General features: G+C 49.0%; 15 protein-coding genes and 1 tRNA gene. 9 read left to right on the forward strand and 7 right to left on the reverse strand.

Annotated features, from left to right (window positions below; all coding sequences use genetic code 11):
- Positions 1-10: 10 nt before the first annotated feature.
- The 4 genes from D3H65_RS13295 to D3H65_RS13310 all read right to left on the reverse strand — a co-directional run bounded on the left by D3H65_RS13295 (position 11) and on the right by D3H65_RS13310 (position 11,966).
- Positions 11-4,618, reverse strand: coding sequence for a MopE-related protein (locus D3H65_RS13295; protein WP_119050786.1), 4,608 nt, complete (start codon positions 4,616-4,618; stop codon positions 11-13).
- A gap of 21 nt (positions 4,619-4,639) precedes the next feature.
- Positions 4,640-5,668 carry a WD40 repeat domain-containing protein gene (locus tag D3H65_RS13300; RefSeq protein ID WP_119050787.1) on the reverse strand — a complete coding sequence of 343 codons (1,029 nt, stop codon included), beginning with the start codon at positions 5,666-5,668 and terminating at the stop codon, positions 4,640-4,642.
- 98 nt (positions 5,669-5,766) lie between these two features.
- Positions 5,767-11,613: a CARDB domain-containing protein gene (locus tag D3H65_RS13305; protein WP_162915611.1), complete on the reverse strand. Its 5,847-nt coding sequence runs from the start codon at positions 11,611-11,613 to the stop codon at positions 5,767-5,769.
- Positions 11,614-11,890: 277 nt separating this feature from the next.
- Positions 11,891-11,966 (reverse strand) — tRNA-Gly (locus tag D3H65_RS13310).
- Between the two features lie 143 nt (positions 11,967-12,109).
- Between D3H65_RS13310 and D3H65_RS13315 the strand changes: the two genes are divergently transcribed.
- Positions 12,110-12,478, forward strand: a complete 369-nt coding sequence (locus D3H65_RS13315; RefSeq protein WP_119050789.1) for a hypothetical protein — start codon at positions 12,110-12,112, stop codon at positions 12,476-12,478.
- Here the strand turns inward: D3H65_RS13315 and D3H65_RS13320 are convergent.
- Complete coding sequence (locus D3H65_RS13320; protein ID WP_119050790.1) at positions 12,462-13,538, reverse strand: patatin-like phospholipase family protein; 1,077 nt, start codon at positions 13,536-13,538, stop codon at positions 12,462-12,464. The two genes, D3H65_RS13315 and D3H65_RS13320, sit on opposite strands and share 17 nt — an antisense overlap.
- 117 nt (positions 13,539-13,655) lie before the next feature.
- Positions 13,656-16,070, reverse strand: a complete 2,415-nt coding sequence (locus tag D3H65_RS13325) for an outer membrane beta-barrel protein (RefSeq protein WP_162915612.1) — start codon at positions 16,068-16,070, stop codon at positions 13,656-13,658.
- A 295-nt stretch (positions 16,071-16,365) separates the two neighbouring features.
- Between D3H65_RS13325 and miaB the strand changes: the two genes are divergently transcribed.
- From miaB to D3H65_RS13365, 8 genes are all read left to right on the forward strand, one after another.
- Positions 16,366-17,790, forward strand: coding sequence for a tRNA (N6-isopentenyl adenosine(37)-C2)-methylthiotransferase MiaB (gene miaB / locus D3H65_RS13330; RefSeq protein ID WP_119050792.1), 1,425 nt, complete (start codon positions 16,366-16,368; stop codon positions 17,788-17,790).
- A 75-nt stretch (positions 17,791-17,865) separates the two neighbouring features.
- On the forward strand, positions 17,866-19,104 hold the full coding sequence (locus tag D3H65_RS13335; RefSeq protein WP_119050793.1) for a sigma-54 interaction domain-containing protein: 1,239 nt from the start codon (positions 17,866-17,868) through the stop codon (positions 19,102-19,104).
- Positions 19,088-19,729: an LPS assembly lipoprotein LptE gene (gene lptE, locus D3H65_RS13340; RefSeq protein ID WP_119050794.1), complete on the forward strand. Its 642-nt coding sequence runs from the start codon at positions 19,088-19,090 to the stop codon at positions 19,727-19,729. The genes D3H65_RS13335 and lptE overlap by 17 nt, the downstream gene beginning before the upstream one ends.
- An 8-nt stretch (positions 19,730-19,737) precedes the next feature.
- On the forward strand, positions 19,738-20,817 hold the full coding sequence (locus D3H65_RS13345) for a hypothetical protein (protein WP_119050795.1): 1,080 nt from the start codon (positions 19,738-19,740) through the stop codon (positions 20,815-20,817).
- 1 nt (position 20,818) lies between these two features.
- Positions 20,819-21,154, forward strand: a complete 336-nt coding sequence (gene secG, locus D3H65_RS13350; RefSeq protein WP_119050796.1) for a preprotein translocase subunit SecG — start codon at positions 20,819-20,821, stop codon at positions 21,152-21,154.
- Between the two features lie 246 nt (positions 21,155-21,400).
- Positions 21,401-22,450: an endolytic transglycosylase MltG gene (gene mltG / locus D3H65_RS13355; RefSeq protein WP_119050797.1), complete on the forward strand. Its 1,050-nt coding sequence runs from the start codon at positions 21,401-21,403 to the stop codon at positions 22,448-22,450.
- A gap of 87 nt (positions 22,451-22,537) precedes the next feature.
- Entirely contained in the window at positions 22,538-23,500 is a 963-nt protein-coding gene (locus tag D3H65_RS13360) for a YihY/virulence factor BrkB family protein (RefSeq protein ID WP_119050798.1), read from the forward strand.
- Between the two features lie 37 nt (positions 23,501-23,537).
- Positions 23,538-24,146 carry a thioredoxin family protein gene (locus D3H65_RS13365; RefSeq protein WP_119050799.1) on the forward strand — a complete coding sequence of 203 codons (609 nt, stop codon included), beginning with the start codon at positions 23,538-23,540 and terminating at the stop codon, positions 24,144-24,146.
- Between the two features lie 109 nt (positions 24,147-24,255).
- Here the strand turns inward: D3H65_RS13365 and D3H65_RS13370 are convergent, their stop codons facing one another.
- Complete coding sequence (locus tag D3H65_RS13370; protein WP_119050800.1) at positions 24,256-25,038, reverse strand: hypothetical protein; 783 nt, start codon at positions 25,036-25,038, stop codon at positions 24,256-24,258.
- Positions 25,039-25,105 lie beyond the last annotated feature (67 nt).

Below are 25,105 nucleotides of genomic sequence, written 5' to 3' on the forward strand. Positions count from 1 at the left end.
CGCATTGCTATTAAAGTTTCACCAACTTCACCACCTGCCGGTTCTTCCCCTGCACCGCTTCCAGCGTATAATATCCTTTCGCATATTGACCGCCAATCGTGATCTTCGAACCAATCGAAAGCTGGTCCTTCCCTTCCACCAACCGGCCCACCTGGTCATACACCCGGATGCGCACTTTCTCAACCGGATCACCCTGCTGCAGGTGAACCGTGAAGTCATAATAGCTGGGCACCGGAGATACCACTACCTCGAATTTACCCGCCACAACCGGCTCTGTGCTTAGCTTGCTATTGCTGGCCGCACCACCCGTCACACTGATGCGTGGCACTTCATCCACCTGACCATCACAATTATCGTCCTTGTTATTCTTCACTTCCGGTGCGCCGGGGTATACTTTCGGATCAAAGTCATTACAATCGCCGCCCAGCAATACATAGCCGGCTAAGGGAATAGCACTCAATCGGGAACCCTGCTCACGTCCATAACCATCTTTGTCTACATCCTGATAATACCGTTGCATCGGCAACCCTTCATCTACCTGCCCGTTACAGTTGTCGTCACGGCCATTGGCCAGTTCAGGCGCGCCGGGATAGATCGTAGCATCGAAATCGGCACAGTCACCGTTTAACAGTACATAGCCTGTCAACGGTATCGCTGATAACTTCGAGTTCTCATTACGGCCAAAGCCATCTTTATCTACATCCAGGTAATACCGCTGCATCGGCAGCCCTTCATCCACCTGCCCGTTACAGTTGTCGTCACGGCCATTGGCCAGTTCAGGCGCACCAGGGTAGATCGTAGGATCAAAATCGGCACAGTCACCATTCACCAATACATAGCCTGTCAACGGTATCGCTGATAGCTTGGAGTTCTCATTGCGGCCAAAACCATCTTTATCTACATCCAGGTAATACCGCTGCATGGGCAACCCTTCATCCACCTGGCCGTTACAGTTGTCGTCGCGGCCATTCGCCAGTTCAGGAGCGCCGGGATAGATCGTAGCATCCCAGTCTGCACAGTCTCCATTCACCAGCACCCAGCCGGGAATGGGCGTAGCAGACAGGCGCGAGCCTTCATTGCGGCCATAGCCATCTTTGTCGACATCCATATAGTACCGTTGTATACCACAACCTTCATCCACCAGGCCATCACAATCATCGTCCTTCCCGTTACAGACCTCCGTGGCGCCGGGATGCACCTCCTTATCATTGTCATTACAATCCGTACTGTTCAATACATAGCCTGCCGGCACATTACAGGTAGTGCCCTGTTTTGGCTGCGACAAGGCGCCAAAGCCATCTCCGTCGGCATCACGGTAATAAGTAACGATAAATCCTTCATCCACTTCCCCATCACAATCATCATCTACCCCATTACATATTTCATCCTTGCAATCGTCACTGATTTTAATAGTCGTTTCCCCGGCATTTTTCATCCCTTCAACATTGCCCGTATTATCCGTAGCCACCGTAAAGAAGCTATAAGTATCTCCTTTGGCACCATTGAACAGGAGTACCGTATCACCCGAGGCCGGCTGCACCGCCTTGAATTGGCCCCCATTTTCCGACACATACAATACATAATCACGGACACCTGACCCGCCAGCGTCATCAACGCCATCCCAGCTCACCCTGATCTCCGTATTATTGGTAACAGGCGGTAAAGCTTTTACCTTGCTCACCGGCGGCAGTGCATCGATCGTATTGAATATTTGTGGTGTTTCAATAGCCCCGTTCACATCAAACACAATGCTGGCTTTCGCATGAATGGTATCACCTGTCTGCGTATGGCTAGCGGCCTTGATCGTATAGGACACAAACCCTTCCCCTTTGCCGGTAGAGTCATTCACCGGCAGGAAACCCAGTAACGCATCGGCAGGAGGCAACCCCGTGGCCGGGTCCTTCGACTCGAATATCCAGAACACTTCTTTTTTGTTCACATCAATACCCGCCGTTACATCCACTACCACACCCAGCGAGTCCATCACATCCAGCCGGGCTGCATAATAGGTTTTATCCGCCGGCACAGAGAAGGTCATACCAGCAAATCCGAAATCACCCAGCCGCAAAGAGAACAGGTTGGTATTCTTATCCAACGGATGATTGATCTTTACCACCTGCGCAGGCGCCGTAGCAAATGCGGGATCATTCTCAAAGCGCACCATATAGGGATGACTTTTCGATTTGGCGATCATCTTACCCGGACCATATCCCTGCGGTCCTACAATATCGTTGGGATCTCTCGAACATACAATGGGAATGAAGGTAACCTTACCACCCTTTGTACGTTTACAACCTGTTTGTTTATCCGTCACTGTCACCGTATAGTATCCTGAGCCGCTTACCGTCAATACACCACCCGGCCAGCTATATTCATAATCACCCGATCCACCGCTGGCAGAAGCTGCCAAAGTAATGGTGGGCCGTTGATCTTCACAGAACTCTATAGAACCAAAGCCCGACACGTCTACTTCCAGCTTGCCATCCTTCAGGTGAAAATCCTGGTTGAACTCACACTCCGTATCTTTTTTACGCACCGTGGCCTGGTGCCAGCCGCCCGCCAGTTTCTTAAATACATTCGAAGCCTGAAATTTTGATCCATCCACACTGTACTCAAACGGGCCTTCATCACCATATGCATTGATCGTGGCTTCTCCGTCTTTCTTACCACAGGAAGAAGCAGGCTTGGCCACTACATCGATCGTAAGCACCAGCAGCTTGAATTCATGGATAATGTCTTTGCCCACACGCACCGAAGCCGGCTTCCAGGAACCATCCAGCTCACGCTTGTGAAAATCATTCTCTCCCTTTGCTCCCTTATCAGCAAATCCCTGTACCGCATTGTCATTCACATCATGCCCGTCGATCTCCAGTTTATGCGGACCTTCCGGACCATCCTTGGTAAGATCAGCAGGTATTTCAAACTCAAATACCCTTCCATCAGAACCACCAACCGCTGCCGTTTTGTTCTTGCTAAAGCCAAGCGCAGGTACTTCCACAGTCACATCCTTCATAGGCTCACTCATTGTTACTTTGATCCTGATCACCCCACAGGCCTTTTCATCGTTCTTTTCTTCCGTCAGCGTCAGTTGTCCCGGGCCCGGCTCCCATGCCCACTCAGCCTTATATTTGAATTTGCCCCCTTCTATCGATACCGCCTTTACATAAGGACGGAAATTATCTACCTTGAATTCCTTGAACCTGGTGGGCGCTTTATTGATCAGGTCTTTCAATACAATACCTACCCGGTACCTGGCATCTTCAAACTTGGCTTCATCGATGATCCTCGCTTTCTTATAACCTGGTACATAACCATTGTCCTCACCCACCGTATTCTGTGCATCCGTACACCAACGGGCCTGATCAGTGATCTCCGCTTCTTCTCCCGTAGTGCTCTTGGTATTCGTCACCTGGTAGCTGAACCATTGCTTCCAAAAATAAAAGCCAGGTGTCGTCGGGTCTTTACTTTGCGTTTTCGGCTTGTAATAAATGATGCTCTGCGTGATCAGCGGGTTATTATGGTCTGCATCCGTATGATAAAATATCGAGCTGTTGAACACACAATAGGGGTCCTCCACATCCTTCACCGATTGCACCCAGGAACCCTTTTTCTCCTTTTGTATAAAATAACCTACAAAACCTGGGTTCTGCCAGGGAGCATCCGTAGATTGTTTATCCACTGCTTCTGCAATAATATCAACCCCGTTATGCACCTTATCATCCTCGAAAAAATCATCTGAGTCCGGCGCCTTGCGGAACGTAATATCCTTACTATCCCCGTTTACATCCATCACCACCGGCGCGCCACCCTGCGGGTCTCGATAGGTGGGCGAAAGCCAGATATTATAAGGGTTCATCGTACTGCCAAACATATTTCCCTCCGTACCCCAATAATGACAATGCGTGTGGGAGTTTTCCGTCTTCCACACAGGGCTTTTGTAAATACGGCCAAGTATTTGTCCCGCTTCCACCGTTTCATTGTCTTTCAGGTTGGGATCCAGGTCCTGCAGGTGATTAAACTGAATGAACACAGTACCGCCGCCAATAGAGACCTCCAGGTCCACATTGATATCACTGCCACTACCGCCATGGTTTTTAACGATCCCTCCAATAGGGGCACGCACCCATTCCATATCTACTCCTGTCTCACCATGGATATCCACCCCTTCGTGAAAATAAAAATCACCATCTGCTTCGATCGGTTGCCCGAAACCGTGTAATATCTCCACACTTTCGGCCGATGGATCACCGGCTTTCATGACAGGCCATAACCGTTGAAAACTATTGCCCTTTTCATTGGAGGGGGCGCTCCACACCCCATTTACTTTTTCCCGTATCTGGTAAGTATACTTACTCCCTTCCGAGAGGCCTATATCCGTAAACTCATTAATGCCTGATCCCATATTGGTCCAGGCCGACCAGGCGCCGCCATCCTTCCTGGTGCGTACTTCTATTTCCGTTGCCCCCGGCGAATTGGTCCAGAATACCCTCATGGACTTTTGCCCCAGATACGGTTGTGCACCCCGCATTACAGGTTGGGCCTGCACCACTGTACCAGTCAGCGCCATACCGGTGAATAAAACACCTGCTAATAACCGAATGAGTAATATATGTCTCATAGATCCTTAATTGAATAATGTTTATTTCATACCTAATGTGATCACCTCATCCCCGGTGGTCAGCTGAATACTGCCCGCATTGTTCACAGCTACCTGCCGGTAAGGTTGCCAGGTATCTTTTCCCTTGAAACTACCTTGCGCCAGCAAGGTTCCCTGCTGCGCATCAAAAGCCTGCAAACGCACTCCCTTCACAGCTGCGTCGGCAGTCATGATAAAGAAGATATCCCGGGAAGGGTGCGACGTAACCGGAAACTTGCCAATGGCATTGCCCGGCAATGATCCCTGATGCAACAATTGAAAGCCCTTCGCCCCATCATACAAGAACCAGCTGCGCCCGTCTGAAATAACCAGTTTACCAGACGATAGAAAGTCAACACCATCAGCATTATGCGGCAACGTTTGAACCAGGCGGCCCGAACCATCATATACCAGCGTACTGCTCAAATACTTCTTGTTGTTGAAATGAACGACCGCGATGTATTTGTTATCAGGACTAATGAATACCCGTGAAGCCCTTCCTTCCGGCAGGTTCACCTGCCATGTGCGATTACCATTAAAGTCGTATAAAGCCAGGATGAGGTTTATTCTACCCGTATCCTTACCCGAATTACCGGCAAAGACCAGCGAACCATTGTTGGCAGTGGCAACAGCATAAGGTTGCCTGCCCAGTTTACCAACAGACCTTACCAACGTTCCCGTATTTGAATACACACTGGCGTATACATTGTCCACAATATGTCGCCCGGCCGAATCGCCGTACACCCATATCCTGCCACTACCTGCGGGTGTTTCCACATAGGTAAGTGCCGGTACCGTTGCCTGCACACCATTGCCTTCTACCCGGTAAAATTGTTTACCGGCACGTACTTCATTGCTAATGGTTACCGCATCGGTACCTGCCGACAAAGCGATCCTACCGCCTTTATCAGCAGCAAGTGGTTGACGTCCGAGCACCTGGAAACCCGGCACCTGTTGAGCTACCACACCTGCCGCTGATAACAATCCTGCCAGCAGGAGGACACAATAGCGTATGATATTTACTGTTTTCATCACTGATCGTTTATAATAATATGTTGATTGAATGTCAGTCTTCTCCCCTCGTTGCGTCAATGCCTTTCGCTCGAAGCTCGAAGCTCATAGCTCACAGCTCACAGCTTTTCTTCCTCCAGCATAAAGCCCAGCACCGTTGTCGCCTTCGCATACACGATGATCGTACCCTTCGCACCAGGCCTTAACCGCCCTATAGGTCCATTTACTTCCTGTAGCGCTAATTTCAGCGCCTTGTTGGCCTGCGCCAGTTCGGCCGGCTGCAATGCGATCGGTGCGCCGCCCAGGCTAGTCAGTGTCAATACCGGGTTGATGATATCCGTATTCCCGGTGTTGGCAAACTGTACCTGGATGCTCAATACATTCGAAGGCCTTGTATTGGGCGGTGTCACTACATTCGTTTCCAGGCCGGCGCCCGAGCCTGCTACGATCCTAAAGCCCCCTGCCAGCACCGCTGTATCCCCTGCCTCATTTTCTGCTACCACATCATACACACCGGCAGCAGCGCCTTCCAGGTCGAATTGGGCAAACAGACTCACCGGGTTGCTCACCGTTATCCTATCCGCCTCAATGCTGGCTCCGTTATTGCGCAGTCGCACGCTCTTCACCGTACCTAGCTTCGAACCTTTAACCTGCACCGTCACCTGCCCCGTATTGCCACCTTCGGCAGCATCTACCAACCTCACCTCGAAGTGTAGTATCTCTGCCAGCAGGCCGATGGGCTGTACTGTATTGGGTGTTGTTTTGCCATATACCAGCAGGTAATAAGTACCCGCCTCCAATGCCGGGACCGTTATCTCCTGGTTGGCTTTGAAAGGTTCACCAAAAGCATAGTCATGTACCGCCCGCGTAGGCATTTCTCCCCGGCGCAGGAACAATTCATTGTTAGCATGTGCCGTATCCCCTTGCAAGGTCACCAGCAAAGATTCACCAGCCAGTGAATCAGGAATTTCTATGCGGTAGTATACCTCTTTATTATCGGGCAGAGACTGTTGCTTTTGTACGTGCAGCGGTAACTCATCAACCGTTACTTTCATCACCTGCCCAGAAGGAGTGATATTGTTATTGTCATTGATCTCTACTATATTATTCAGGATATCCGCATGGATGAGTACATGGTAATCGCGCAGCGAAGCACCCTTTAAGCTTATCTTTTGACTCCTGGCCAGTGTAGCATTGGGCGCCAGGTTGATCTTTGAAGGGATCGAAGCAACCAGTATATCCTGCGCATCTTTGGAAGTATCTGTAGAAAGATAAATACCCTCCTGCAAATAGCCCCTCGAAGGATTTGTACCCTTGTTTTGTAAGGTCCATTGTACCATTACCTCTCCGCCTGCCATCGCCATTTCAGGCACTTCTATATCCGTCACCACCAGGTCAGATAATTCATCCTTAATGATCGTGATCAGCGCCGTTGAGATATTTTCTTCCGCACCGTGTTCATACACGTTGTTGTTTACATCCGATCTGAAGATCAGCACATGGTTGCCCAGGTCATTCTGTGGCAGAAAAACCTCCAGACTGTCGTGGTATTCCCCACCAGCGGCCAATACCCCGGCCCGGTTATAAGTACCTATTACCCGGTCATCTTTATCCCACAACACATCTTTTGATAAATACACCCGTTCTGTCCAGTTGCCGGCAGCTGTGATACCAGCACCACTGTTCTTCACCTTCCATTTAACTTTGATTGGCTGACCGGCAAAACCTTCCTCAGGTGTAGTAAAAGAACTGACCACGAGGTCGGCAGGCGGAGTCAATTCTATGCCGATGGGAACGGGATCATTATTACCGCCTCCGGCTTTTCTTACCATGCCATAATTATTGGTTGTATCAGCATCATAGTTCACATGCTGTCCATCTGTCACCAGCAACAAATAATAGTTGCCTGATACACCATTGGGCAATACAAAGTTTTGCTCGTCGATGTATCCCGTGCCTGCAGGCAGGTTGCCCCGGTGGGTGAACGCCTTTACCAGTTGGTCATCTTTATCAAACACCGTATCAGCAGACAGGTACAGCGCGTCACTCCATTCGTTTTCCAAAGTGATCGCTTCCCCCTCGTTCTTCACCGACCATTTCACCGCAATAGCATTACCTGATTTACCCGTTGCAGGCGCTGTAACCGAAGTCACCACCAGGTCTACCGGTGGATATTTATGTACATACAGCTTATTGCTCCTGCCTGTATTATTGGTAGTATCGCTATGCTCATACACCGTCTTTTCCGCATTGGTAAATACGTATACATAATAATCGGCCCCTCCGATATTGCCCGGCAGCCTGATGGGCGTCTCTACCTGGTAGGTACCGTCTTTACCAATATTTCTTTTTTGAGGAATATCCCGGATGAAGATGCTGGCTGCTGCATCCCATACCGGCTTCAGTGAGATATAGACCTTATCCTTCCACGTGCTGTCATTTGTAGCTTTATTGCCTTTGTTGATCACCGTGTAGGAGATAATCGTAGCATCGGCAGCAGCAGCCGTATCCTTTGCCTTTACCTGGCTCACCTGCAGATCGGCCCAGGGACCTAATGTGATGGCTACAGGCGCCGTACTGCGGCGTATATTATTATCACCGCCTGTTTCATACACCGTATCCTTATAATCGGTTTGTACGTATATATAGTAATTGCCGGCCATTCCATCGGGCAACAACACAGTAGCGTGCTGCAGCGTATCATCTCCGGCAGCTACTACGCCTGTTTGATACACCACTTCTTTCAATACTTTGCTATTGGCCTCATTCCAGGTAGCACTGGCCGACAGCAATATCCGGTCTGTAATTTTTGTATTCTTCAGCGCACCATTGCCATTGTTTTTGAGCGTCCATGCCAGCGCCATCGTATTGCCTGAAGTACCTGTTGCAGGCGCTGTGATAGCACCTACCACCAGGTCAGCCGCAGTAATATGCAAGGGCTGCACCGAACTGCCTGTATTGTTATCATCGGAAGTGTACTCATATATTCTTTTTGTAGCATCGGCTTGTACGATCACATAATAGTCACCCGTAATTTTTGCAGGCAGTACAAATTCAATAAAGGTGTTGTAGCCCTCTCCCGGCGCCAACGCCATACGGCTGGTTGCTGTACCTAATGCGATCGCCGTTTTATCATTGAATGTTTTTGTGGGCGACAGGAATACATCATCCCGCCAGTAGTTTCCTCCTGTAGTGGAGCCGCCACCATTTTCTACCCGCCAGCTGATGGATACCTTTTCTCCGCTAACCGCCGTAGCCGGTATTTCTACCTTCGGCACTACCAGGTCTACCGGTGGTGTAAGAATAATATTCACCACTTCACTCCTGCCTGTATTATTGTTTTCCGCAGCATGCTCATATACCCTGTCCGACTCATCCGTCACCACAAACACATAATAGTTGCCAAATACCGTATCGGGTATCTTTACCGTGGCCGTTTTGGTATAGCTCGCGCCATCATTCAGGTCATTCGCTTCACGGTAGATACCCAGCCTGATCGCATCCACCAGGTTCAATACCGGCTCTTTCGACAGGTAAATATTATCCCACCACACTTTTCCAGTCACCTTACCCGTGCCTGCATTTTTTACCGTCCATAGTATCTCTACCGGCTGGCCTGAGAAGGCATTATTGGGAGGCGTCACCTGGGTTACCTGCAGATCGGGAGGCGGAGTGAGCTGTATATTGGTCGTACTGGCACTGATGCCCGTATTGTTTGTTTCATTACTTTCCGGGAAAGCATGGAAAGCATTTGCCTCTATGAAAATATAATACTTGTTATTGATGCCATTGGGCAAGGTAAAAGTAGCGGTATTGCTATAGCTGCTGCCCGCACCCAGTTCACTGGTGTTTTGTGCGTAGGCAACTTCCAGGTCACGGTCATCCAGCACCTGGTCCAGCGACAGGTACACTTTATCCAGCCACTGCCGGTCGGCTGTTGCACCCGAACCAATATTCTTTACTTCCCATTTCACCGTAAGGGGCTGACCCGAAAACCCTCCCGGCGGCACCTGTATATTCCGCACGGTAAGGTCAGGCAATACACGCAGTCCAAATAGTTGCACCGGACTGTTTAAAATACCGCACTCCCCTTTTGCCACTATTTGCCATTGATAGTGCTTGCCATATTCCAGTTCACCATTGTAGTAAAGCGTATAACTGATGTCTGTAACATCCTGAATGAGCGGATTATCGGGTCTTACGCCATTTTCAGGCCATACATAGATATCGTAGCCGATCGCTTGTTCCACCGGGAACCAGGAGAAAGTAAGCGGAAAAGAAACATTCATATTGCCATCAGCAGGCAGCATTTTGGTGATCGCTCCCGTGAGTGGCTTATCGATCACCTCCACTGTCAATGTACGCACAGGCCCTTCGCCGCCGCAATTTCCTTTATAAGATACCGATACCGTATGCGTGCCTGGTGTAAGCCAGGTTACCGTAGCAAGCGTACCCTGGAATTCAATCCTTGCACCTGCGTCGACCGACCAGGTATAACTGGCTCCGGCAACATAAGGTACTTCGTAGGTTGATTTATAAGCAAGACAGCCTTTGGCATCACCGGTAATAGCGGCCGGTTGTTTGGCAGGCAGGCATAACTCCACATCTTTGAACACATCGGGCATAGTGCCATCTCCCTCCGCATACGCCCTCACCTTTACCAACCCTACTCCATCTGCTACCAGCACCGTATCATCTTCTATATAGGCCAGCCCTCCGATCACCTCATAATAGATCCGTTCACCACCGCTGGAAGTAGCCTGCAGTGGATAACGACCATCGCCATCCTCATCCTCCGGCACCGGGAAACTAAGCTCCGGTGCATCTGCCGTCACGATGACCACAAAGGGCACTGTAGTACTTTGCTGTGGATTGCCATTGTCGGCAGCCACTACATAAAATACAGCCCCGCCCAGGTTGCAGGCAGCACCTGTGATGGTGATCTTCACTTTTGAAACATTGCCCGTTGTAGCACTAAACGAAAGGTTACAGATCGTACTCGGCTCCATGATCGTGCTTACCATTTGTCCTGCTTCAGGCGCTGCAAACTCCGCTTCTGTCACGACCGTTTCTCCTACGCGCACATTGATCACACGCACCGGAGAACCAAAGTCAAACCGTGGAGGCATATTTGTAAGCGTCGATACATCAAAAGCAAAGCATTTATTATCGAGCCAGTTGATCCCGTCATTATTACCGCCGGGTCCATCATAATCACTGGTATTTTCACTAAAGCGGCCTATTTGCATATAGTGCAGGATGTCACCGCCATCTACACCTACCGTACTGCCCCATTGTCCAAATCCATAAGAAGAGGCCCATTGCATATCCCCGTAATTCAATTGCAGGTTATGATCCGGTCCCAGTATTTCATCACCTGGCACCCCCATCACCACCTGGAAAGTATTGAGCTTATCCGCAGCCCTGTTGTCATATCCTACCCCGTCCCAGGTTACGATCAGGTGCGTGGGTGTTATTTTATAATATACTTGTCCGCTGGCAGGGTTACGGGTATCCACATCTGCCCAGAAAGGTGCGATCAGCGGAACAAAACCGGGTAATCCGGCGGAAAAGCCCGACTCTTCCGGGTCAAGGAACGAGATCGTTCCATTGGTGTTAATGTACACCTGGTTATAACTGGTGCCATACAGGTTGAAGGTAAAAGGCAGGTTGATCAACGCTGTACTGCCGTCATTGCTGCGCGGCAAAGCGGTATACGAAGCATCCACCGGGATAAAACAAGCAGAAGCAGCCAGTGATTGTCCCAGGTTCGCATTGCCTTTAAAGCTGCTGTTGGGGCTGATGGCCTGCTGCTTACTTTTTATCTTTTCTATCAATTGTGGCTTTAAAACCTTATAAGCAGCGTCAAATGCGGCGTTGCGTTGACTCGTTTGTGCTGCAGCAGGCCCGCCATGCAAGTAAAGCAGGAACAGGAAAAAAGCAACGGCCTTCAGTGTAGTATTCATGATAGAAAGATTGTTCAGTATGAGTTCAGTTATTAAGCGCATACAGGCAATAGCGATCCTGTGCGGGCCAATAGCCCACCATGCGACAATAGCATCTTTAAAAAATTATTGGATTGGCCGTAAAAGTATACCAGGTGTAGGTATAAAGAAATGAAGGTTCGATCAATTGGTATATACTCCGATCAGTTGTAGATTTTCAGGTTTGACCAGCGCTATTATATGCCCCAGCCAGGTGTAAGCATACGGGCATAAAAAAAACCGGCAATTGCCGGTTACCTGGAGCGGAAGACCGGGCTCGAACCGGCCACCTACAGCTTGGGAAGCTGTCGCTCTACCAGATGAGCTACTTCCGCTTATTCCTATAAAGATATAAAATTAAATAGTATGCCACGGGCAGTGCTAAAAAAGCACCATAAGAACAGGAGTTATCCTACCACCTTTTTGTTCCATGCAACGTATGACCGCAAGGATTGGTCAGCATATCAAACCCAGTCACATGTATAAAGCTGCACTTATATTATTTTTGATCGCAAGTATAGTTGCCTGTAAAAAAGATTCTACGCCGGCCTCCATCGAAGGAAAATGGGAAATGATCGCCTATACCCCGGCCCCGGCCGACGTCGTCCTTGACTGGCAACCAGACAACTCCAAAACGACCATCCGGTTCGACAATGGGGCTTTCACCCAGAGTACCGGCAGTTCCTTTACCAGGTACGTTTTCAAGGACAATGTGTTGTTGCTGCTCAGGGAAAATAACAACGATACCCTCAAACTGGCCGTAACAACATTAAGCCATACCACCCTTCAGTATTACGTGCTCAATGGCAGGGCCCCTGTAGCCAGTAAATTCAAGCGGGTAAGATAAACGAAGGTGATTTACCAGCCCCCACTTCCTGGAAAAAACGCCTCGCCCCTTCCCGTCCGCTCTCCAGCAGATCGTCTACCACCTTCTTAGGCAGTTTGCGCACCCTACCCGAATAATGGAGGGTACTGATCGTGATCGTACGGTGCCACTGGCTATTGCCATCCGCTTCCGGGTTGGCCTTATCGATCAGCGTAATGTATACTGCTTTAAAATAGTCCTTGATGCTTTTGATGGCAATAGGAGATTTTCCTGTTTGTCTTTTATTGTAGGCGATCTGTTCCGGTGTTTCCATCATCAGTCCCAGCGTTTCCGGGTTTTCCATATATACATTGCGCGCCAGCGCAATACCCGATACATACCGGGAAGAATCGAACATAAATACCGGGTAATTACTCAGTGCCCCGCCATCCACCATCATGTGCAGGTTGACCCCGTTCACTGCTTTATCATATACCTTCCCTTTATCATCGATCAATACCGGTTTAAAATAAAGCGGGATGGACAGCGATATGCGCACCGCATCTTTAATACGCATATCGGGATACTGTTCATGGGAGAATATCCGCAGACTTTGATAGGTAAGATCCGTACCCGTTATATAGAGGTCTTTGTAGCCTTTGGCAGTACGCTGCCGGTGCAGTTGGGCAAAACTGATATTGCCATCGCCTGTTTTACGCGCAATCAATTCTTCAATCCACTGCGCTATCTTTTGTCCTTTGTAATAGCCAAACTCTTTCTTCAGGCGCCTCATGCCGGTGCCTACAAACCAGGAACCATCATTGAACTCCTGGGGTTTGATATAAGCCGTAAGCTCCAATATCTCTTTGGGAGTATAGCCCACGGCCAATAAGGTGGCCTGGATGGCGCCCGCCGAGGTGCCGCCTACCCTTTCTATACCTGCCAGCACATGCAGACTATCCAATACCTGGAAAGCACCGGCATAGGCAAAACCCCTTACGCCGCCGCCTTCCAATACCAGGTTTTTATAACAGGGAGTTTGTGCTGAGGCAGTACCGGCTATCGCCATGGTCATTACTGCAGCCATGAATAGGTGCTTCATGTACTAAAAATACCCTGCCCCTTGCGGAGATACAAGCTGTATACCCTTTTTAACGATTATTTACAGCACGCCGCCTCAGCCCGAAGCTGTATTCTCGCTGCCTTGTTGCCTCGTTGCCTATATGCCTTTCTTCTTCTGCACAGCCTGTGTCGCTTTACCCGGCAACGGCTTCTTTTTATTCCCCCCCGCCAGGTTCGTAAAGGCGTAACTTACCGTCAACCGGTAACTGCGCGTGCGCGCATTGCTGAAGGATTCAATATTGTAATTGGGACCAAAAGTATAACTGGTATATTTCTGCTGGAAGATAGGATCAATAGCATTGAGCGTAAGCACCAGCCGCTTGTTAAACATTTTGTGTTGCAGCGCCAGGTTCATACGGATATTACTCCTTACGGTGCCCTGTGGATTGGCAAACCGGTTGAGCGTAAAGTTGCCATTGAAGTTCCACACATCCTTCGGTGAATAATTGGTATTAAAACTGGTGGTGAACGTGCCGCCATCGCGGTACTTGTTCTTCGTCTTATCATACAGGCTATACTTATTGTACGTATAGCTGGCGCTGAAGTTCATACGGAATTGTTTGGATACCGTATACCCACTCCAGGTACTTACTTCATACTCATGGCGGTCATCAATATTCTGCCAGGTAGTTTCCGTTTTACCATCCGGCTGCAGGTTCCTGATCTGGCTAAAGATGCTTTGTACAATATTATAGCCAACACCCAGGTTCGTATAATAGTTATCGCCATTGCGGCCCAGCACCAGGTCAAAATTATGCGCCGTAGTAGGCGCCAGTTCCGGGTTGCCATACCGCAGGTTGTTAGGATCGCCATAATCAATACTGGGGTTCAGTTGTGCAATACCCGGCCGGCGGATCGTTTTGCGATAAGCAATACTCAGGTTAAGTACCTCTTCCCAGCGCTTATTGAAATTGGCAAAGGGAAGCCAGGTCGTATAATCATTCTTCACCTGTGACTTATCTTTCAGGTCAAACTGGATATCTGTTACCTCCGCCGTTATACCGGCCGTAACACTCATCTGTTCCGTGATCACTTGTTTCATAGAGAGCCGGCCACTGTGTACTGCCTGGTTAAATCCAAAATCATTACTCAACAGGTCACTCTTTACATATTCATTCTCCGGCTTTTTCATGTACTGCGTATTCAACACCACATGACTGACATCCGTTACCGTAGCCACACCAGCCGAAATAGAAGTGGTCTTATTGTCCAGCAGTTTATCATAGTTGATGCGTAAGCTGTACCCATGGTTCCAGCTATCATTCAATTGTTGTTGCGTAGAATCAATGCCCGTAGGCGATCGATCTGGCTTCAGGAACTGCTGGAAGAAGGTGCGGTCATTCTGGTTATAAGAATAGTTGGCTCCCGCAATCAGCCGCAGCGTCTCCCCCGGCTTTTTACCCCGGTGGGTATACGTAAGGTTCATGGCGGGGTTTACATTCTGTCCTTCCGTTTCCACATACCGGTTACTCAGCTTGTATATCTCTTCATTACGATTCAGGTTCGTGTATTCATTCTCACTGCGGTTCCTGAAATCATTGTGGTTAAACAGCAGCAATACATTCACGATATTGTAGCGGTCAATATCATAATCAATGCTCAGCCGCGCCCCTGGTCTTGTATTGCGGTTGCGATAACTATTCGTGCTGTTGAAATAGTTGGAGGAGTCTTTGTAAATATTCTCGCGGTTGGAATAACCATAACCATTTACCCGGTTGGCTCCTGCATTCAGGTTGAGGTTGATGGCCAGTCCCTTCTTGCGGTAATTGAGGTTGCCACTCACATTCCTTTCTCCATTGGTGCCGGCAGTAACGGTTACCCGGGCGCTGGCGCCAACCTTGCCTTTGCGGGTAATGATATTGATCACCCCACCCTGCTCATTGGCATATTGGGGCGGCGGGTTCGTCATTACTTCAATACGTTCGATCATACTGCCTGGCATCGATTCCAGGAAGTCCTGCAACTGCTGCGCATTCAGGTCTACCGGTTTATCATCGATCAGTATCTTAGGCTCCTTTCCACGCACCACCACTTTTCCATCGGGATCATTGGCCACCAGTGGCACACTTTTCAACAACTCACTGGCCGTGGCGCCGGCACTGAGGGCCGACTCCCCCGCATTGAAAGTGATATTCCCATCCTTACTCTGGATCAATGGCTTCTCTGCATAGATCACCACTTCATCCAATTGGTCCTTGCCCCCCTGTTTCATCAGCAGGTCGTTCATGTTGAAGTCGAACCTTTCCGTGCGGAAATGAAGACTATCAATGATCAGCGGCTGCAGGCCCACATAGGTGACCCGGAGCCGGTACCAGCCAAAAGCAATATTGGAGAGCGTAAAATTGCCGTTCTTATCGGAGATCGTGGTCTTTTTGGTGAGCGTATCTGCGAGGAACTGCAGTTCCACCGTGGCATCACCTACCGCCTTCTGTTTTTCATCGAGGATATTACCGGTGATAATACCCGGCGCACTGGCCGCCCCATTTTCCTGCGCTTGCAAGGAAAACGCCATTATAATGAAAAATATCAATAAGAAGGATCGGTATAGAAGGGTCATGTAAGGGTAAAGTTAACTTTTCGTAAAAATTATCTAACAGCTTAGTGGGTAAAACAGTCGTTTTCTGGTATGAACGGCCTGGGACCGTTCCCATAAAGGCCCCAATACCTCCTTTTCACCGTCCCTTCTCCCCGGCAAAGCTTAAGACGCTTTTTCCGGATACATTCCTTCGGGGGTATTACCCTGCCATCCTGTCATCATTTATCCCTCATTTTAGCTATCTTTGCCACTTCCAAATTTTGAACAACTGATGCCGGATCTGATTACCCATACCAAACAGGACGAAAGTCGCCAGGGAGAGGCCTACAGCCCATTTGTGCATGAACCTGTTACCTATGGCAAGAAGTTTTACATAGAGAGTTATGGCTGCGCCATGAATTTCTCCGATAGTGAGATCGTCGCTTCCATATTGAATGAGAATGGTTTCGGCGCCACTAAGAACTTCGAAGAAGCCGACCTCATACTGATCAATACCTGCTCCATCAGGGAAAAAGCCGAACAAACCGTGCGCCACCGCCTGCAATACCTGCGGGGAGCCAAGGAAGTAAATCCCGGCGCCCTCATCGGCGTATTGGGATGCATGGCAGAACGCCTGAAATCCAAGCTGTTGGAAGAGGAAAAGCTGGTAGATATGGTGGTAGGCCCCGATGCCTACCGTACCCTGCCCGGCCTCATTGAAGAAGCCACGGATGGCCAAAAAGCAGTGAATGTGCTGCTGAGCCGTGAAGAGACCTATGCCGATATTGCCCCCATCAGGCTCAATAGCAATGGCATCAATGCCTTTGTGAGCATTACCCGGGGCTGCAACAATATGTGCTCTTTCTGCGTAGTGCCCTTTACCCGCGGACGGGAAAGAAGCCGGGATACCGATTCCATCATCCGCGAGTGCCAGGACCTCTTTGACAAGGGCTACCGCGAAGTAACCCTCCTGGGACAGAATGTGGATAGCTATTACTGGAACAATGGCCAGCAGGGAGCCGAGTCAGTAACTTTTGCCCAACTGCTGGAAAGAGTAGCCCTCATCAGCCCTTTGCTGCGGGTGCGCTTTTCCACTTCCCATCCCAAAGACATTACCGACGAGGTGCTGCACACCATTGCCAAATACGAGAACATCTGCAAATACATACACCTGCCGGTTCAAAGCGGATCCACCAGGATCCTGCAACTCATGAACCGCACCTATACCAGGGAGTGGTATATGGCCAAGGTAGACCGCATCAAATCCATTATCCCCGACTGCAGCATCAGCTCCGACATCATTGCCGGCTTTTGCACCGAGACCGAAGAAGACCACCAGGATACCCTCAGCATTATGGAATACAGTGGCTACGATTACAGCTACATGTTCTTTTACAGTGAACGCCCCGGCACCCTGGCAGCACGCCGCTATGCAGACGATATTCCGGAAAATGTGAAGAAAAGAAGGCTCGATGAGATCATCAATATGCAACGGAAACTGAGCCACGAGAGTAACCTGAAAGATATTGGCAACACCGTGAAAGTATTGATAGAAGGTAATTCCAAAAAAAGTGATGATGATTGGATGGGCCGCACCAGCCAATACAAAGTAGTAGTTTTTCCAAAAGCCGGGCATGCACTGAACAAAGGTGATTATGCAATGGTTACAGTAGACGATTGTACCGGAGGTACCCTGCTGGGCAGGATCGTTGGGTAACTACCGGCTACGATATAAACAGGATGATGGCAGGAATTGAGAAACCAGATTAATTGAGTTAAAAGAATTGTGACTATGGATATCCAATCAATTAAAAACCGCTTTGGCATCATTGGTAATTCACCGGCATTGAATTTTGCCCTGCAGGTGGCTGGCCAGGTTGCTAACACTGATCTTACCGTTTTGATCTCCGGTGAAAGCGGCGCCGGAAAAGAAGCCTTCTCACAGATCATTCACGCTTTATCAAACCGTAAGCATAACCCCTTTATTGCGGTAAACTGCGGGGCCATTCCGGAAGGCACCATTGATTCCGAATTATTCGGCCACGAAAAAGGTTCTTTCACCGGTGCAGTAGATTCCCGCAAAGGATACTTTGAAACTGTCAACGGAGGTACTATCTTTCTCGATGAAATTGGTGAAATGCCCCTGGGCACCCAGGCGCGCTTGCTGCGGGTGCTGGAAACAGGTGAGTTCATCCGCGTGGGTTCTTCCAAAGTGCAGAAAACTGATGTACGCGTAATCGCCGCCACCAATAAAGACCTGCTGGAGTTTACCCAGAATGGCAAATTCAGGGAAGATCTTTATTACCGCTTAAGTACCGTACCCATCAGGGTACCTGCCCTGCGTGATCGTAAAGAGGACATTCCCCTTCTGTTCAGGCGCTTTGCAGTTGACTTTTCGGAGAAGTACAAGGCCACGCCTATCCAGCTGGATGAGGAGGCGAAAGATGTGTTAATTAACTATGGCTGGCCCGGAAATATTCGTGAATTGAAGAATATTGCAGAGCAAATGTCCGTTCTTGCCAGCGATAAACTGGTGTCGGCCCAGGAGATGAGGCGTTTCTTACCAGACCGCGATGTCTCCAACCGGTTACCGGTGTTGGTAAACAGTGGCGGAAGCTCCAATGGACACGAGTTTAACAACGAACGCGAGATACTGTACAAACTTTTCTTCGATATGAAGAAAGATGTGACCGAGCTGAAGAAGATGTTTGTGGAGATATTGCAGAATCCCGGCATGGCCCAAAACCAGGCGATGATCAATGAGCTCAAGAACAATAAAGAGATCATGTCGCCGGCCATCATGCCCCAACCTGCAGGAAGCAATGCACAACCCGTAATGCTTCACCATGAAGATGCCATTCACCACCATGAAGAAGTGGAAGATTCACTCAACATCATGGACATGGAGAAAGACCTCATCATGAAAGCCCTGAAGAAACACAAAGGAAAACGTAAAGATGCCGCCACCGATCTGGGCATCAGCGAAAGAACCTTATATCGTAAGCTTAAAGAATATGACATTAAGGAGTAATAGAATAGAGAATACAGAATATAGAATACAGAATACAGTAGCTCTTAGCGAAGCAACCAGCAACGGAAGGCTCGCAGCTCGTGGCTTACAGCTCGTAACTGTATTGAAGCTCGCAGCTCGCAGCTCGTGGCTCGTAGCTGTATTTGCGCTCTTCACCGGCTGCTATTCATTCAAGGATGTAAGTATTCCGCCTGCTGTTAAAACATTCCAGGTGGACCTGATCACCAATACAGCCCGCTATGTAAACCCCCAGCTGAGCCCGCAGATCACCGATAAGCTCCGGCAAAAGATCGTAGGCCAGACAAGGCTTTCGCCCGTGCGGGAGGGCGCCCACTATGAAATATCAGGTGTCATTACCGATTACAGCGTGAGCACCTCGGGTATCTCTCCCAATAACCAGGGACAGCAACAAGCCTCTATCAACCGGTTGACGGTAGGTATTAAAGTCGTATTAAAAAATACCCTGGATCCGAATGATCCCAAGACGAATTTTGAAGCCAGTGTTTCCCGTAACTTCGACTACGACGCGAATTTATCGCTCACCCAGGCCGAACCACAATTGAATGAAACCATCATCAAGAATATGGTGGATGAAATGTTCAATCGTATTTTTTCAAACTGGTAATCCTTTTGATGCAACAACATATTCACACGATTGTCAAGCACTTTTTCCAGAAAGACTCCCTGCAGGAGGTGCCCGAACAGGTACTGCAGCAGTTTACAGAAGACCATCCCTACTCTTCCGTAGGTCACTGGCTGCTGGCCAAAAAGGTACACGATACCGCACCGGATCGCGCTTCCGCGCAATCGGCCAATGCCGTAGCCTGGTTCACCAATCCCCTGTGGCTTCATTGGGCCCTGCAGGAGCATGAATTGGTGACAGAAACCCTGCTGATCCCTGCTACCCACAAAGAAGAACCCGTTGTAGCACGTGTTGCGGAGATCACAGAACCCGCCCCCCCTGCACCAGCAGAACCGGAAGTAGTTGAAAGGATGCAGGAAACTATGGCGCCCGAAGCCATTATAGATACTCTCGCGCCCCAGGTGGCGGTGGAAGAGGACGACCTCCTCGAAACAGAGATCATGATACCCGGCGTGTCGGAACCGGTGAGCCTTATTGAAGTAGCTCCTGCTCCTGTGCCCGAACCCGAGATAGAGACAGCGCCTGAGGCGAACCTTGAACCAGCACCTGAGCCTGAAGCGATTGAAGCGTCGGCGCCTCCTGAACCTATAGAAGCACAGGCAACAGAAGCGCCTGCTGTTCCTGAACCATCCCCTGTTTCCCCCGTGGCATCCCTGACAGGCACTTTCAAACCCGTCATCAGCGAAACCGAAGAGCCCATTTTTGAGCCTTATCATACCATTGATTATTTTGCTTCCCAGGGCATTAAACTGCGCCAGGAAGACTTTAAGGATAAACTGGGCTTACAGCTGAAAAGCTTTACCGAATGGCTGCGCAGCATGAAGCGGATAGCGCCCATAGCGATTGACCCGGTTGCCAACCCGTTTGATGAAAGCCTGCAGCAATCCATCCAGGAAAGTGCCGGGCATTCCGTAGAAGGTAAAGAAGTACTTACAGAAGCCATGGCCGAAGTGTGGCTCAAGCAGGGAAGCAAGCAAAAAGCAATTGCGATCTATGAGAAATTAAGTTTGCTCAATCCCGCCAAAAGCCCTTATTTTGTAGCCCGAATTGACCAAATAAAAGCATTGTGATATGATTTTGTTCCTGATCCTGATCATTGTAGCGAGTATAGCGATGGGCCTGTTCATCCTCATCCAGAATCCCAAGGGCGGTGGCCTGGCTGGTAATATTGCCGGTTTCAATTCCCAGTTCATGGGCGTAAAGCAAACCACGGATGTACTGGAAAAAGGCACCTGGATCATGGCAGTAGCCATTGCCGTGCTGAGTTTGTGTTCAGCTTTTTTCATTTCCGGTAGTTCTTCTGCCGGCGATGTGAAAGATTCCAACATCAGGCCTTCTACACAACAAACAGCACCTGCAGCTACCCCACCCGCACCCGGCGGCACAACGGTACCTGCAACCAAATAAGCAGTTCCTTACTCAACATATTTAACCCTGTCAATAATATGGCAGGGTTTTTTGTTATGTGAAAACCAGAATATAGAAGACAGAATCCAGAATACAGAAGCGTTTGCTTCGACTGGTACTACCCTTTGCGCCAGACAGTGAGTCGCCGATAGCCAAAGGTTGCCCAAAGCGCGGCAGCCATTCTGTATTCTGTATTCTAAATTCTGTATTCTTTCCCTATTTTACAGTGTCAATCTTATATAACCTATGTGGAAGAAGCTGATACTCATAATCCTAATTATCCTTTTGGCAGGCGCTGCTTTTATTGGCTGGAGGTTCTTTCTATCCAACACCAATTTCAGTGAAAAAAGCAAATACCTCTATATCCGCACCGCCCATGCTACCTATGAGGATGCCTTTAAAACCATCCAGGACAGCAATTTCATCAAAAACCCCGGTTCCTTCGACTTCCTGGCTCACCGGATGGACCTGCCGGAAAAGATCAAAGCAGGCCGCTATGAGATCAAAAATGGCATGAGCCTTTCTGATATTGTACGCATGCTCCGCAATGGCAAACAGGCGCCTGTCAACCTCGTGATCACCAAGCTGCGCACCAAAGAAAACCTCGCCGCCCTGATAGGCCGCAAATTTGAGTGCGACTCAGCCGCCGTGATGGAGTACATGCTCAATGCAGATACCCTGCGCACCTATGGGTTTGATACCAATACCATCATCGCCACGGTATACCCCAATACCTATACCTATTTCTGGAATACCACGCCCCCGGCCATCTTCCAGAAACTCTATGCCGAATACAGATCTGTGTGGACACCCGAACGCAAAGAACTGGCCACCCAGTTGGGCCTCACCCCGGTGAAAGCCTATACCCTTGCTTCCATCGTGGAGGAAGAAACCCGCGCCTTAGAGGAAAAAGGTACCATGGCCAGCGTATACCTCAACCGGTACAATACGGGCATGCGCCTCCAGGCCGACCCCACCGTAAAGTTTGCACTGCATGATTTTACCCTACGGCGTATTTACGAAAAGCACCTGATGGTGGAATCGCCCTATAATACCTATCGCGTTACCGGGCTGCCCCCCGGCCCTATCTGCACCCCTTCCCTGGAAACACTGGATGCAGTATTACGCGCACCTAAAACAAAATACCTGTACTTTGTGGCCAGTCCCGACTTTTCAGGCCGGCACGTGTTCAGTGAGACCTACCAGCAGCACCTGTTGAATGCCAAAGCCTTTCAGCAAGCGTTGGATACACAACAGGCGATCAGGAAGGCGAAAGAAGAAAGCGGAATAAAATAACTTAAAGGTGGGCCGCCCCGCAGCCCTGCTTTCCGGCGCGGCAAGGGCAACTCACCTTATACCAATAAAACTTTTTCCAGGTTTACTATGACCAAACTGGAGCGCATACTGTTGAATTTACCACCCGTTCGATTCGTAACGGAAAAATGTAAACACATTGTGTTGCCAGGTTTTGATGGGGTGCCCTTGTACGATGTGGGCGTCTTCTTTTTCCAGCAAATGCATAAAGTGGGGTTGACAGAAAGGGCATCGGCCGTTTCCTACAACTTTATCATGGCCATTCCCCCCACCTGCCTGTTCCTGTTCACCCTCATACCACAGCTTCCGTTTATCCGGCAGAAATCCATCCGCTGGCAGCTTAGGTCCCTTATCCGGGAAATGATCCCGGCGCCCCAATACAATGAGGGTATTATAGAGTTTGTCGACAGCTTTTTTGATAATACCAAGATCGGGTTACTGTCCTTTGGTTTTGTATTACTCATCTTCTTTGCTTCCAATGGCATGATGGGATTGATGCGTTCCTTCAACAAGAACTATATCGGTTTTCAACGCAGGACCGGCCTGCAAACCCGCTGGACAGCCATCAAGCTCACCTTGCTCATGATGGGACTTATCTTCGCCTGTCTGGTCCTGCTGTCTTTACAAGGCATTGTATTACATTGGCTGGGCATCAACAGCGATTTCGTTAAAACGGTGATCCGCACCCTGCGCTGGGGATTCTTAATTGCCCTAGTCTTTTACGCATATGGATTTATCTACAAATATGCGCCGGCCATCAAGAAGCGTTGGCGGATCATATCGCCGGGCGCCATCATTGCTACCTTTCTCAGCATTTGTTCTACCGTTGGTTTTTCCCTCTTCGTGAGCATGTTTGGCAAATACAACGCCCTCTACGGCTCCATTGGCACCATCATTGTGCTGATGATCGTGATATACATCAATTCACTGGTATTACTGATCGGCTATGAGCTCAATGTAAGTATACACTCCCTCAAGGCCCTGGCTGACGAAAGGGTCAAACACGAGACAGGCGGTGAACTGGTGAAGTGATTTTTTCGCTAACTTGTAAGTATAAAAACACATTCACATGAAAAAGCTTGCGGCAAGCCTGTTGCTACCGGTCATAGCATTGCTGGCTTTCTCAGTTTACAATGACCCGCTTCCTATTGGCGCTCCACTCCCCAAGGCAGAAAATAAACTGAAAGATATATCCGGAAAAGAGATCACCTTAAAAAGTGCAGCTAAGGAGAATGGATTATTGGTCATGTTTAGTTGTAATACCTGCCCCGTGGTGATCAACAATCAATCCCGTACCAATGAAATATGTAAGTACGCACAGGACAAAAATGTAGGCGTGGTATTGCTCAATTCAAATGAAGGTAACCGTAATAGTTCAGAGTCTGTAGAGGCCATGAAATCGTATGCTGAAGGCCAGGGTTTTCAATGGTATTATGCGGAAGACAAGAACAATGAACTGGCCGACGCCTTTGGCGCTACCCGTACACCTGAGTGTTTCCTGTTTGACAAAACAGGCAAACTCGTGTACCATGGCGCCATTGACGACAATCCCAATGATGCAGATGCTGTAAGCCGCAAACACCTGAAAGAAGCCATCAATGAAGCAAGTGCCGGTAAAGAAGTGAGTGTAAAGCAATCCCGTTCGGTCGGATGTGCTATTAAAAGACTTAGATCATAAGCACCCCGTTTTTAAAATCTTAAAGGGTGGGCCGTCTACTAAACAGTGGCCCACCTTTTTTATTTTTCTTAAGGGTGGGTCGCCTTCCAAAGGCGGCTCACCCTTCTCCTTAAAACGGAGAATCTCCCTTACATCGATAACTGATACCATCGAGCTTACCAAAGTAAAGCCCTGCAAATTGACCACCCTGGTCGCTCAAATTCATACTGGCAGGTAGCCCATTATCATGCCAGGTAGTAGCATAACCATTATTCTCGCTATAATTCCGGTCGATGAACATCCATACCTTATTGGTGCGATGGATACACACTTTATCGTCATAGACAACGCCCGGAACAACCAGGTTGCCCTTGCTGTCATAAGAATAATAGGTATCCAGGGGCATGCCCGGCGTACTGAACCAATCCTGTGAAGTGTGCACTATACGGCCTTTCTGGTCATATTCATACTTTACGATAGCCGCGTCCATATACCATTCAGGCTCATCATTTGTCATACCGCCAAAAAAGAAGCTGGTATCGTGGATCACTCGATCCTTTTTATCATATACATAGCGGTGCCAGAACTCAAATCCACCATCCTCATAGATCCCAATATAATCGGTAAGGCGACGCTTCTTATCATACCGGAAGATCGCATTGGGATGCCCTGTACCTGGCTTGGTTTGTACCATGCTAATAGGATCGCCTTTGGAATTGTAGTATATGTTCACCCCAATGGGTTCGGAAGAAAACGAATAGGTCATGGAACTTACCTGGCATTCGTTTTTAATCGCCAGTGCATCTTTGCGCAAGTTGACTTCTTCGTCAGCTTCCTGTTTATTACATCCGGTAAAAGCAATCACTGCATACCCCAGCCCGAGGAGCAGGCAACCATCGTATAATTTTTTCATGCAATTTTAATACATCCCGAAATCAAATGTCAGGCCACGGTCAACCAAATAATTTTGCGTATCAAAA

It is taken from the genome of Paraflavitalea soli, from assembly GCF_003555545.1.
GTDB lineage: Bacteria > Bacteroidota > Bacteroidia > Chitinophagales > Chitinophagaceae > Paraflavitalea > Paraflavitalea soli.